Here is an 11,876-nt window from a genome sequence, read left to right as displayed (position 1 = left end):
CGGACGCTTCCTTCGTACTCACCCGAGAGACTCTCTCAGGCTTTCCTCCGGGCGCTTCCCTTCGGTGTTTCCGACTCTATCAGATCTTTTCTCGATCCGATTCCCGGTCGGCGGGATCGTCTTGAGCCCCGGGCTTTCGCCGCGCGGCCTTTCGACATTCACTACGTTAGCCGATTTCCGTCGCGACTCATAATCGAGTTCCGAAAGTATGAATTCGGACATGCGGACACGCCGAATCCACCCTTTGCGAGGGGTGACGTAAGTAGTGGGTTGGCCGCTTCCGGCTGCTGGCTGATCGCCGTACCCGTTCAAGCGGCTCGGGCTACATTACGCACCTTCCAGGGACGCGTCAACTTCGCAGGCGGCGGGGTGTGGGGGCCCGACAGTGGCTCACCGTCGGGTCGTTGGCGATCCAGAAGCGCCACGGGTGAACACCTCCGTCCCCCGCGACACCGGTGCGGGAACCGTTGCGTACCTGGTCGGAGGGCACTGGAGTGCCCGTCAGCATCCGCAACGGGGGCTCCCCCGCCGTGCACGCTTCCATACCGTCCAGTGCCCGATCCACGCCCAGGGCCGTCGCCAGGCGGGCGGGGCCTTTGGCCAGTTCCTTGTCGTTACGGGCCGAGAGTCGTCGCTGACGGGCGAGCTCGGCGCCCTCGGTGATCTCCCCGGCACGGAGCAGGAGCGCGCTCGCCCTGCCCTCCGGGCCGCACAGGGGTGGGCCGGGCCGAGGAGACCGGCGTTCACCCGGCCGCCGCACAGGCTCAGGGCGTCCTGGACTTGGCGACGCCATCGGGTCGTCTGGCTGCTCGCATCGGAGGTATCCCCCACCTTTCCGGCCCGAGTCGGCACCCGTCGACAGTCACCGGACCGGCCGGGGGTGCGCCACACGCCACGCACACGAGCGATCACGCGTCTTCGGGACCGACTCCGCGCCGACTCGGCGGCGAGCCGCGGGCGAGGCGCACAGTGGCTCAGGCCCCGCCGGACGGCTTGGCTCTCGGGCTCAGTCGGTACGCCGAGACTGTCGGATCACCGGCGAGGTAGAAGCGGTGCTGCCAGTCGTGGGCTCTGCTCACGCCTACCCGAGGACCAACCCGGATGAGCGCAGCGGGTACTGGCTCGCCCTCGGACAGCACTACCGAGGCGCCCGTCAGCAGGTCTGTGCCGTTGTGTTCTGCCGTGATGCCGAGCGCCTGGCAGAAGTTCCCCGGACCCCGCGCAAGGCGTCGGCTCTCGACCTTCGCCCCTCGCCGCTTGCGTGCCAGGTCTTCCCCTTCGACGACCCTGCCTGCGCGGATGAGGACGGCCGAGGCGATGCCGTCTGTTCCGGTGACGATGTTGGCGCACCAGTGCAGACCGTGAGACCGGTAGACGTACAGATGTCCTGCGGGCCCGAACATCACGGCGTTGCGGGGTGTCCTGCCCCGGTAGGCGTGGGAGGCGGGGTCGGCCGTACCGGCATACGCCTCGGTCTCCGTGATGGTGATGCGCACGGTTCCCTCGGGAGTCTCATGGGTGAGGACGGCACCGAGCAGCTTGGGGGCGACTTCTTCAGCAGGGCGAGCAAGGAGGGCAACGTTCATGCTGACCGCCTTGACACGCCGTAGGTGCAGTAGACGTACATATGGCCGGGCGGACTGAACATCACATCGTTGCGGGCCGTGCGGCCGCGATACCCGCGGGAGCCGGGGTCATTGGGGCCGTCGTAGGCCTCGACCTCCGTGAGGCGCAGTTCGACCGGGCCGTTCGGGGTGGTGCGGAAGAGAATGCGCCCCAGCAGGCCGGGGGCGACGTCCAGGACAGGGCGGTCGAAGAACTCCCTGGGGAGGGGCGTACGGTCGGGGGTCGCGATCACGGCGTACGAGCGTAGTCCAGATGGGTGCGTACCAAGGGGTGGTCAAGGGTCCTCGCCCTTGGAAGGGTGAGGACACGGAACCGGCCGGGGGCCGGATCGCGTTTGTAGGGATCAAGGATCCGCGTACGCCTGCAAGGGGCGGGGCGGCGGAACAGGCGTCGCCTGGGAGGGAAGACTCATGGGATTCAAGCGGCTGCTCGCGAGCCTGGGTGCCGGCGGGGCGTCGGTCGAGACGGTTCTGACCGAGGTCAATGTGGTGCCCGGTGGCGTGGTCCAGGGCGAGGTGCGGATCCAGGGCGGGTCCGTGAACCAGTCGATCGAGGGTCTGAACGTGGGGCTCCAGGCCAAGGTCGAGGTCGAGGGTCACGACGACACGGAGTACAAGCAGGACATCGAGTTCACCAAGGTACGGCTCGGCGGTGCCTTCGAGCTCCAGGCGGGCGCCGTGCACGCCGTGCCGTTCGGGCTGGAGATCCCCTGGGAGACGCCGGTCACCATGATCGACGGGCAGGCGCTGCGCGGGATGCACATCGGGGTGACGACGGAGCTGGAGATCGCGCGTGCCGTGGACTCGGGTGACCTGGACCCGATCAACGTGCATCCGCTGCCGGCGCAGAAGGCGATCCTGGACGCCTTCATCCAGCTGGGCTTCCGCTTCAAGAACGCGGACATGGAGCGCGGTCACATCCGGGGTACGCGGCAGAAGCTGCCGTTCTACCAGGAGATCGAGTTCTTCCCGCCCTCGCAGTACCGCGGTCTGAACCAGGTGGAACTGAGCTTCGTCGCGGACGACCGGGAGATGGACGTCATCCTGGAAATGGACAAGAAGCCGGGTCTGTTCAGCGAGGGCAGCGACTCCTACCGCGCCTTCCAGGTCGGTCTGCACGACTATCACGGCACGGACTGGGCCGCATACCTCCACCAGTGGTTGTCGGAGGTCGGCAGCAAGCGCAGCTGGTTCTAGGCTCTGGATCAACCGCAACCGGTTGATCCACCGATTTGGAGGTGCCGAGGTGACCGAGCTGAAGAGGCGGCCCCTGCCCCATGACTTCCACCCGCCCGTGCCGTCGTTCACGGTGACGAGCGAGGACGTCGAACCGGGGGCCACGCTCAAGGACGCTCAGGTCCACGCGGCCGGGAACACTTCGCCCCAGCTGCGCTGGGAGGGCTTCCCGCCGGAGACCAAGAGCTTCGCCGTGACGTGCTACGACCCGGACGCCCCGACGGGGAGCGGGTTCTGGCACTGGGTCCTGTTCGACATCCCCGCGTCGGTCACCGAGCTGCCGGCGGGCGCGGGCGGCGGGAAGTTCGAGGAGCTGCCCTCGGGTGCCGTGCACGCCCGCAACGACTACGGGACGAAGGACTTCGGCGGTGCCGCGCCGCCGCCCGGGGACGGGCCGCACCGGTACGTCTTCACGGTGTACGCCGTCGACCGGGAGAACCTCGGTCCGGACTCGGACGCCTCTCCCGCGGTGGTCGGCTTCAATCTGCGGTTCCACGCGCTGGCACGCGCACAGCTCATCGGTGAGTACGAGAACCCTGCCAAGGGCTGACACAGAAGACTGACGTTCATTGAACGTTTGCCCGCCTCTGGTCTTGGAAGTGATCGGAGGCGGGCATTTTTTATTGCGTTGTCCATCTCGGCGTGCCCGTCCAGAGTTGATCCAAGCCCGCCAGGGGGTGGGCGGATGCACACAGGAGGTGGGCTGGATGCGTGACACGCTGGTGCTGAACGCGAGCTTCGAGCCGCTGTCGACGGTGACGCTGAACCGAGCCGTCGTTCTGGTGCTGCAGGACAAGGCCGTGGTCGAGCAGGCCCACCCCGAACTCCGTATGCGGGGCGCCGCTGTGGATATACCCGCGCCCCGGGTCATCAGGCTCTGCCGGTACGTCCGGGTGCCCTTCCGAAGACAAGCTCCTTGGTCGAGGCGGGGTGTCCTGGTGCGGGACCGGCACAGGTGCGCGTACTGCGGGCGGCGGGCGACGACCGTGGACCATGTGCTGCCGCGGTCGCAGGGGGGCGGTGACACCTGGCTGAACACGGTCGCCTCCTGTGCCGAGGACAACCACCGCAAGGCGAACCGTACGCCGGAGGAGGCGGGGATGCCGCTGCTGCGGCAGCCGTTCGAGCCGACGCCCGCGGACGCGATGCTGCTGGCGCTGGGGCAGGACGAGTTCGAGGCGCTGCCGGAGTGGCTGGGTCAGCCCGCCGCCTAGGGTGCGCGCAACGGCCGCTCGGGAGGCCGTGAGCCGGGGAACGCGGACCGGGGCCCGCCTCCGTCGGGAGGCGGGCCCCGGTCTCGTACGACGACCGCTGTCCGGTCAGTCGATGGACGGCTTCTCGCGGCGCTCGGCCGCCGTGCCCGAACCGGCGCCGCCCGACGCTCCGGAGGAGCCACCGCTGCCCGAACCGCCGCCCAGGGGGCCGAAGTTGCCCATGGCGCCGGAGAGGCCCTTCAGTGCGTCGCCGATCTCGCTGGGCACGATCCAGAGCTTGTTGGCGTCGCCTTCGGCGATCTTCGGGAGCATCTGGAGGTACTGGTACGAGAGCAGCTTCTGGTCGGGGTCGCCGGCGTGGATCGCCTCGAAGACCGTACGGACGGCCTGGGCCTCGCCCTCGGCGCGCAGGGCGGCGGCCTTGGCCTCACCCTCGGCGCGCAGGATCTGGGACTGCTTCTCGCCCTCGGCGGTGAGGATGGCGGCCTGCCGCGTACCCTCGGCGGTGAGGATCGCCGCGCGCTTGTCACGGTCGGCGCGCATCTGCTTCTCCATCGAGTCCTGGATGGAGGTCGGGGGCTCGATGGCCTTCAGCTCGACACGGTTGACGCGGATGCCCCACTTGCCGGTGGCCTCGTCGAGGACGCCGCGCAGGGCCGCGTTGATCTCCTCGCGGGAGGTCAGGGTGCGCTCCAGGTCCATACCGCCGATGATGTTGCGGAGTGTGGTGACGGTGAGCTGCTCGATGGCCTGGATGTAGCTGGCGACCTCGTATGTCGCGGCCCGGGCGTCGGTCACCTGGTAGTAGATGACGGTGTCGATGTTGACGACCAGGTTGTCCTGGGTGATCACCGGCTGCGGCGGGAACGGCACCACCTGCTCGCGCAGGTCGATGCGGTTGCGGATGGAGTCTATGAACGGGACCACGATGTTCAGGCCCGCGCTCAGCGTGCGGGTGTAGCGGCCGAAACGCTCGACGATGGCCGCGCTCGCCTGCGGGATGACCTGGATCGTCTTGATCAGGGCGATGAAGACCAACACCACCAGAATGATCAGGACGATGATGATCGGTTCCATCGTGATTCCCCGTACCCTTCTCCGCCTCGGCGCCTGTGGAAGATCTTATGGTTGTTGAAGATCTTGCTGGTCGAGTCTGACAGACCGTCGCGTACCTCGTGGGGTGTTCGGGTGAGTTACGTCCTACGAGGTCACATCACGATCGCCGTGGCTCCGTCGATGTCCACGACGTCCACTTCCTGGCCGACGTCATAGGTGAGTTCGGTGTTGAGGGAGCGCGCCGACCAGACCTCCCCCGCGAGCTTGATCCGGCCGCCGTTGCCGTCGACGCGCTCGAGGACGACGGCCTGCCTGCCCTTCAACGCGTCGATCCCGGTGGCGAGTCGGGGCCGTTGGGCGCCGTGCCGGGCCGCGATGGGCCGGACCACGGCGATGAGTGCGACGGATACGGCGGCGAAGACCAGGACTTGGAAGACGGCGTCGCCGCCCAGAGCACTGACCACGGCGGCCGCGACCGCGCCCACCGCGAGCATCCCGAGCTCCGGCATCGCGGTGATCACGAGCCCGATGCCGAGCCCCGCCGCGCCGATCAGCCACCATACCCACGCGTCGATGTCCACCTGGTCATGGTAGGGCCGCGGGTCCGGTCGCGGACAGGGCGCAGTCCGGGTCGCGGGAGCTTGCCGGGGCCTTCCGTCAGGGGGTTTCGGGATCAGGAAAGGGGCAGACCGTGAGCGGTCCAGCGCTCGCCGACGTTTTCCACCACGAGCGGGAGGCCGAAGCAGAGCGAGAGGTTGCGGGAGGTCAGCTCCAGCTCCAGCGGTCCCGCGGCGAGCACCTTGCCCTGCCGGATCATCAGGACGTGGGTGAAGCCGGGGGCGATCTCCTCGACATGGTGGGTGACCATGATCATGGAGGGTGCGATCGGGTCGCGGGCGAGGCGGCCGAGACGGCGTACGAGGTCCTCGCGGCCGCCGAGGTCGAGACCGGCCGCGGGCTCGTCGAGGAGCAGCAGCTCGGGGTCGGACATCAGGGCGCGGGCGATGAGGGTGCGCTTGCGCTCGCCCTCGGAGAGGGTGCCGAACTTGCGGTCCAGGTACTCGCTCATGCCGAGGCGGTCGAGGAAGGCGCGGGCGCGCTGTTCGTCGACGTCCTCGTACTCTTCCTGCCAGCCGGCCGTCATGCCGTACGCGGCGGTCAGCACGGTCTGCAGGACGGTCTGGCGCTTGGGGAGCTTCTCCGTCATGGCGATGCCGGCGACGCCGATGCGCGGGCGCAGTTCGAAGACGTCGGTGCCGGGCTTGCCGAGGGTCTCGCCGAGGATGGTGGCGGTGCCGGTGGTCGGGTAGAGGTAGCTGGAGGCGACGTTCAGGAGAGTGGTCTTCCCGGCGCCGTTGGGGCCGAGGATGACCCAGCGCTCACCCTCCTTGACCGACCAGGAGACCTGGTCCACGAGAGCCCGGCCCTCGCGGACCACGGATACGTCCTCCAGCTCCAGAACATCGCTCATGAGCGCGTTGTCTCCCCTTGCAGTGTGGCCAGTGTCGGCTCTCGCGTACGCCCGTGGGCGTGGTCCGCCACGCCGGTGGGCGCAGCCCCCCGAGAAATCTACGCCACTGGTCGCCAGGTCGATTCCATAGGCCCGGTCCGTAGGGTGGGGGCATGCTCTCGGAACCACGCTCAGGTCGGTTGGCCGCATGGGGAAATGCCCTTTTGGCCGGGTTTGTTTCGCCGGACGACGCTGCGTCCGCCATCGTCGGCGAGGATGCGGTGCACCGGGTGGAGGGGCTGCCGGACGAGTCGGCGCCCGTCGGTCTCACCCTCGCGCTGGGGCGGCTGCGGAGGCTCGGGGTGACCGGGCTGCGGGTGGCGCTTCCCGCGCCGGGGCATCCGCTGGGGCTGAGCGGCCCGCCGGAGTTCAACGCGCGGGCGCTGCAGGCCGAGGAGGCGGCGGTCTGTCACGGGGCCGCGTTCGGGCTCGTGCCGGAGGTTCACGAGGCGGGGCCGGACGGCGATGTGCACGTGGAGGTCGTCTGGCACTGTCTGCCGGTGCGGGAGGCGCCGCCTGCCGATGTGCCCTCGCTCGGGGAGGCGGAGCGGGAGCTGGCGGAGGCGCTGCGCGAGGCGACGGAGGTGCTGTCGCGGCTGGACGTGGCGGGTTCGGGGCCGGTGGCGGAGGCGGCCATCGACGCGTACCGGGCGCGGGCCGAGCGGGGGCGGGAGGTCCTGGCACCGGGCTATCCGCCGCGGGCGGTGCGGGTGCTGGAGCTGGCCCGGCGCGTGGGGATGCTCATCTCGGTCGCGTACGAGAAGGGGCACGGAGGCGCGGTGAGCGCCTCCGAGATGGCCGCCCGGGCCGAGGCGCTGCGGCCGGTGGAGCGGACGGCCCGGCGGGCGCAGGTGGCGGCCTACAACTCCATCGTGGAGCAGCGGGACATGCGATGATCCGCTGCCGCACCGGAGCGGCCTCCCGGGACTCCGGGAAGGCCGCTCAGGAAGAGCGGACGAGCCTCAGTGGTTGAGGCCCAGGTTTCCGAAGGCCGGGTTCAGGACGCCGATCACGTTCACGGTGTTGCCGACCGCATTGACGGGGACGTGGACCGGAGCCTGGATGACGTTGCCCGACACGACGCCCGGAGAGCCCACGGCCCGTCCGCCGGCGTGAGCCCCGTCGTGGGCGGAGGCGAGGCCGGCACTGGCGGCGATCAGTCCACCGGCCACCATGGTGACGGCTGCGGCCTTCTTCAGGTTCTTCACTTCTGAGCCCTCTCCTTGCGATCACTGCGGCAGGCGCCGCAGCACGCCCTGGAGAACGGCCGGGATCCGGAGAGGATGCGCCACCCGGGGGACATCCACCCGACGGTATGAAGATCCGCTCAGCCGTTAACACCGTGCCGCACCGCCCAGAGCGCGGCCTGGGTGCGGTCCGCCAGATCCAGTTTCATCAGGATGTTCGACACATGGGTCTTGACCGTCTTCTCCGACAGCACCAGCGCGCGGGCGATCTCCCGGTTGGACCGGCCGTCGGCGATCAGGGCCAGCACCTCGCGCTCCCGCTCGGTGAGCGAACCGCCTCTCCCCTGCCCCGAGTTGGTCTCCTCCTGGGAAAGCAGCGCATCGGCGACCTCCGGTTGCAGAAGGATGTGCCCCGCGTGCACGGACCGGATCGCTCCGGCGAGGGCGTCGGGGTCCACGTCCTTGTACACATAGCCGGCGGCGCCCGCACGCAGGGCCGGGACCACGGTGCGCTGCTCGGTGAAGCTGGTCACGATCAGCACGCGCGCGGGGTGATCGAGCGCGCGGAGCCTGCGAAGCGCGTCGATGCCGTCCATTCCCGGCATCTTGACGTCCATGAGGACGACGTCGGGTGTCAGCTCCTGGGCCCGGGCGATCCCCTCGGCGCCGTCGGAGGCCTCTCCGACGACCTCGATGTCGTCCTGCACCTCGAGGAAGGTGCGCAGTCCGCGACGGACGACCTGGTGGTCGTCGACGAGCAGCACCTTGATTGCGTCAGCCACCAGGGACCTCCATCTCTATCGTGGTGCCCTTCCCGGGCGCCGATTCCACGGTCAGCGTGCCGCCGACCCCGCCCGCCCGGTCGCGCATGGAGACCAGGCCGAGGTGGCGTCCCGCCCGGCGCACCGCCAGGGGCTCGAACCCGCTGCCGTCGTCCATGACCCGCAGGACGGCACCCGGGCCGCACTTCTCCAGGACCACCTCGACGCGCTCGGCACCGGAGTGCCTCAGGGCGTTGTGCAGTGCCTCCTGGGCGACGCGCAGCAGCGCCTCCTCCTGGGCGGCCGGCAGGGCCCGGACACCCAGGCTGCTGAAGGTCACGCGCGCGGCGTGGGCGCGGTCGAGGACCTGGACCTGGGTGCGCAGGGTGTTGACCAGGCCGTCCTCGTCGAGCGCGGCGGGGCGCAGCTCGACCACGGCGGCGCGCAGTTCGTCGTTGGCCTCGGCGGCCAGCGCGGCGACCTGGTGGAGCTCCCTCTTGGCGCGCCCCGGGTCACGGTCGACCAGCGCGGCCGCCGCCTGGGCGGTGAGCCGCAGGGAGAAGAGCTTCTGGCTCACCGCGTCGTGCAGCTCGTGGGCCAGCCGGGAGCGCTCCTCGGCAATGGTCAGCTCCCGGCTGCGCTCGTACAGCCGGGCGTTGGTGAGGGCGATCGCGGCGTGCTGGGCGAGGATCGAGAGCAGTTCCTCGTCGTCCTCGGTGAAGCCGCAGCTGCCCTGTCGTTTCGCGCACCTCTTGTTGGCCAGGAACAGCGCACCGATGATCTCGTCGCCGTCGCGGATGGGCAGGCCGAGGAAGTCGGACATCTCCGGGTGGGCGTCCGGCCAGCCCTCGAAGCGAGGGTCCTGGCGGACGTCGGCGAGCCGCTCGGGCTTCGCCTCGCGGAGCATCGCGGCCAGGATTCCGTGCTGGCGCGGGAGCGGGCCGATCGCCTTCCACTGCTCGTCGGTGACTCCGTCCACGACGAACTGGGCGAAGCCCCCGTGGTCGTCGGGGACGCCCAGCGCCGCGTATTCGGCGTCGAGCAGCTCGCGGGCCGAGGCGACGATCGTCTTGAGGACGTCGCGCACCTCCAGATGCCTGCTCATGGCCAGCAGCGCGGAGCTCACCGCGTACAGGCCCGACCGGGGTCCATGGCTCATGAAGTCACCGTACCGGCGAGATGTGACAGCGCGTATCCGGCAGGTGGCCGCCCCCTCCTACACCCGTGGGCCTAAGCCGAAGGGCCCCGCCTCCCTGCGGCCCGCGGCCGAGGCGGCCGGAGCCGTGCCGTTCCTACGGTGAGGTCACCGCCGATCACCGGCGGCCGAGGGACGAGGAGACGGTGGACATGCCGGTTGCGATCATCACGGGGGCTTCCAAGGGGCTGGGGCGGGCGCTGGGCGCGGCCCTGGCGGAGCGCGGCTGGGACCTGGTGGTGGATGCCAGGACCGGGTCCGTCCTCGAGGAGACGGCGGGAGCCCTGTCGGCCTACGGGACGCGGGTGGAGGCGCTCCCGGGTGATGTCACGGACGCCGGGCACCGGGCGGGCCTGGTGGCGGCGGCCCGCGGGCTGGGCGGGCCGGACCTGCTGGTGCACAACGCGAGCGCGCTGGGTGCGGAGCCGCTGGTGCGGCTCGCGGAGCTGGGGCTGGACGGGCTGCGGCGGGCTCTGGAGGTGAACGTGGTCGCCGCGCTGGGTCTGGTCCAGGAGGCGCTGCCGCTGCTGCGGGCGTCGGAGGTGGGCGCGGTGATCGCCGTCAGTTCGGACGCGGCGGCCGAGGCGTACGGGACGTGGGGCGGGTACGGCGCGTCCAAGGCGGCGCTCGACCAGTTGGCGGCGGTGCTCGGCGTGGAGGAGCCGGGGCTGCGGGTGTGGGCGGTCGACCCCGGGGACATGGCCACGGACCTGTATGCGGCGGCCGTACCCGATGACGACGGTCCACGGCCGGCGCCGGAGGAGGTGGTGCCCGCGTTCCTCAGGCTGCTGGACGAGCGCCCGGCAAGCGGCCGCTACGGTGCGCCCTCCCTGCTGGAGGAGCGATGAGCACGGCGACGGGGGTCCCGTCGCCGGAGCGGGCCCGACGGTGGGGGAAGGTTCCCGAGGAGCTGTCGGCGCGGGTACCGGTCGAGCAGCGCGGGGCCGGGCTGGCCCGGGACTCCGTACGACTGCTGGTCTCGCGGGGGAAGGAGGTGGCGCACCACGCGTTCGCGGAGCTGCCGCGGCTGCTGCGGGCGGGGGATGTGCTCGTCGTCAACACCTCTGCGACGCTGGCGGCCGCGGTGGACGCCACGGCCGGGCACGCGCGTGTGGTGGTGCACTTCTCGACGTGCGGGGACGACGGGCGCTGGGCGGTCGAGCTGCGGGACCCGGACGGACGGGGTACCACGCGGGCACATGCGTCGGGCAGGGCACCAAACGCCGCCGGTATAGAGGTACGGCTTCCGGACGGCGTACGGCTGGTCCTGGAGGAGCCCGTATCGCCCAGGGGTGACCGGTTGTGGTGGGCCCGTCCGTCCGATCCGGACGTGGTGGGATTGCTGGCCCGGCACGGGCGCCCCATTCGTTACTCCTATACGGAGCGGGACCAGCCGCTGTCGGCGTACCAGACGGTGTTCGCACTGCCGTCCGCCGACGGGGCGGGCAGCGCCGAGATGCCGAGCGCGGCGCGTCCCTTCACCTCGCGCATGGTGGCGGAGCTGGTGAGCCGGGGCGTGCTGTTCGCACCGGTCACGCTGCACACGGGGGTGGCGTCGGCGGAGGCGCACGAGCCGCCGTACCCGGAGCGTTTCGCGGTACCGCAGGCGTCGGCGCGGCTGATCAATGCGGTACGGGCCGGGCGCAGGGGGCGCGGGGCGCTTGCCGGGAAGGGCGGTACTGCGGGACGGACGGGCGGACGGGTGATCGCGGTCGGGACGACGGCCGTGCGGGCGGTGGAGTCGGCGGCGGGCGCCGACGGTGTCGTACGGGCGCGGCAGGGCTGGACCGATCTGGTGGTGACGCCCGAGCGCGGGGTGCGGGTGGTCGAGGGGCTGCTGACCGGGCTGCACGAGCCCGAGGCGTCGCATCTGCTGATGCTGGAGGCCGTCGCGGGACGGGAGGCGATCGACCGCGGCTACGAGGCGGCGCTGGCCGGTCTCTACCTGTGGCACGAGTTCGGTGACACGCACCTCGTCCTTCAGGAGGAGCCGCCTCACGCAGAGCGTTGCTCCAGCAACTAATGGTGAGGTTCGCGCGCCCGGGATGTGAGGCCGCGCATAGGACGTACGTCACGTACGAGGCCCTATAGG

13 protein-coding genes and 2 pseudogenes are annotated in these 11,876 nt (G+C 70.5%); 6 read left to right on the top strand and 9 right to left on the bottom strand.

Translation table 11 applies throughout. The features are described from left to right. Positions 1-349 precede the first annotated feature (349 nt). The 3 genes and pseudogenes from ABZ876_RS09730 to ABZ876_RS09720 all read right to left on the bottom strand — a co-directional run. Positions 350-715: pseudogene (locus ABZ876_RS09730) on the bottom strand (DNA-3-methyladenine glycosylase); the annotation flags it as partial. A gap of 259 nt (positions 716-974) precedes the next feature. Further along, on the bottom strand, positions 975-1,586 hold the full coding sequence (locus ABZ876_RS09725; protein WP_361776977.1) for a DNA-3-methyladenine glycosylase: 612 nt from the start codon (positions 1,584-1,586) through the stop codon (positions 975-977). Positions 1,587-1,600: 14 nt separating this feature from the next. Then, positions 1,601-1,858 (bottom strand): annotated as a pseudogene (locus ABZ876_RS09720) (DNA-3-methyladenine glycosylase); the annotation flags it as partial. 178 nt (positions 1,859-2,036) lie between these two features. Here ABZ876_RS09720 and ABZ876_RS09715 point away from each other — a divergent pair. The 3 genes from ABZ876_RS09715 (at position 2,037) to ABZ876_RS09705 (ending at position 4,075) form a co-directional block, all read left to right on the top strand. Beyond that, positions 2,037-2,822, top strand: coding sequence for a sporulation protein (locus ABZ876_RS09715; RefSeq protein WP_361776974.1), 786 nt, complete (start codon positions 2,037-2,039; stop codon positions 2,820-2,822). Positions 2,823-2,871: 49 nt separating this feature from the next. Next, positions 2,872-3,411, top strand: coding sequence for a YbhB/YbcL family Raf kinase inhibitor-like protein (locus ABZ876_RS09710; protein ID WP_361776971.1), 540 nt, complete (start codon positions 2,872-2,874; stop codon positions 3,409-3,411). Positions 3,412-3,568: 157 nt separating this feature from the next. After that, complete coding sequence (locus ABZ876_RS09705) at positions 3,569-4,075, top strand: HNH endonuclease (RefSeq protein WP_361776968.1); 507 nt, start codon at positions 3,569-3,571, stop codon at positions 4,073-4,075. A 105-nt stretch (positions 4,076-4,180) separates the two neighbouring features. On the opposite strand, the gene ABZ876_RS09700 is transcribed toward ABZ876_RS09705, so the two are convergent. The 3 genes from ABZ876_RS09700 to ABZ876_RS09690 form a co-directional block, all read right to left on the bottom strand. Continuing rightward, positions 4,181-5,152 carry an SPFH domain-containing protein gene (locus ABZ876_RS09700; protein WP_361776965.1) on the bottom strand — a complete coding sequence of 324 codons (972 nt, stop codon included), beginning with the start codon at positions 5,150-5,152 and terminating at the stop codon, positions 4,181-4,183. Positions 5,153-5,283: 131 nt separating this feature from the next. Continuing rightward, positions 5,284-5,712 carry an NfeD family protein gene (locus ABZ876_RS09695; RefSeq protein WP_361776962.1) on the bottom strand — a complete coding sequence of 143 codons (429 nt, stop codon included), beginning with the start codon at positions 5,710-5,712 and terminating at the stop codon, positions 5,284-5,286. 92 nt (positions 5,713-5,804) lie between these two features. Then, a complete protein-coding gene (locus tag ABZ876_RS09690) occupies positions 5,805-6,602 on the bottom strand; it encodes an ABC transporter ATP-binding protein (protein ID WP_361776960.1) in 798 nt (265 codons plus the stop codon). Positions 6,603-6,754: 152 nt separating this feature from the next. On the opposite strand from ABZ876_RS09690, the gene ABZ876_RS09685 reads away from it, so the two are divergent. Further along, complete coding sequence (locus tag ABZ876_RS09685; protein ID WP_361776957.1) at positions 6,755-7,537, top strand: hypothetical protein; 783 nt, start codon at positions 6,755-6,757, stop codon at positions 7,535-7,537. Positions 7,538-7,603: 66 nt separating this feature from the next. On the opposite strand, the gene ABZ876_RS09680 is transcribed toward ABZ876_RS09685, so the two are convergent. From ABZ876_RS09680 to ABZ876_RS09670, 3 genes are all read right to left on the bottom strand, one after another. Beyond that, on the bottom strand, positions 7,604-7,849 hold the full coding sequence (locus tag ABZ876_RS09680) for a chaplin (protein ID WP_361776954.1): 246 nt from the start codon (positions 7,847-7,849) through the stop codon (positions 7,604-7,606). Between the two features lie 119 nt (positions 7,850-7,968). Further along, a complete protein-coding gene (locus ABZ876_RS09675; protein ID WP_361776951.1) occupies positions 7,969-8,610 on the bottom strand; it encodes a response regulator transcription factor in 642 nt (213 codons plus the stop codon). Beyond that, entirely contained in the window at positions 8,603-9,748 is a 1,146-nt protein-coding gene (locus ABZ876_RS09670) for a GAF domain-containing sensor histidine kinase (protein WP_361776948.1), read from the bottom strand. Before ABZ876_RS09670 ends, ABZ876_RS09675 begins: the two co-directional genes overlap by 8 nt. Positions 9,749-9,936: 188 nt before the next feature. On the opposite strand from ABZ876_RS09670, the gene ABZ876_RS09665 reads away from it, so the two are divergent. Both ABZ876_RS09665 and ABZ876_RS09660 read left to right on the top strand, forming a co-directional pair. Continuing rightward, the gene (locus tag ABZ876_RS09665; protein WP_361776945.1) at positions 9,937-10,632 is read left to right on the top strand and encodes an SDR family oxidoreductase; all 696 of its coding nucleotides are present in this window, start codon (positions 9,937-9,939) and stop codon (positions 10,630-10,632) included. After that, positions 10,629-11,807 (top strand): S-adenosylmethionine:tRNA ribosyltransferase-isomerase, encoded by a 1,179-nt coding sequence (locus tag ABZ876_RS09660; protein ID WP_361776942.1) that lies wholly within the window; start codon positions 10,629-10,631, stop codon positions 11,805-11,807. Before ABZ876_RS09665 ends, ABZ876_RS09660 begins: the two co-directional genes overlap by 4 nt. Positions 11,808-11,876 lie beyond the last annotated feature (69 nt).

This window comes from Streptomyces sp. NPDC046931, from assembly GCF_040644655.1.
Lineage (GTDB): Bacteria > Actinomycetota > Actinomycetes > Streptomycetales > Streptomycetaceae > Streptomyces.
The sequence above is the reverse complement of the archived record's forward strand: the minus strand, read 5'-3'. Positions and strand labels throughout refer to the sequence as shown.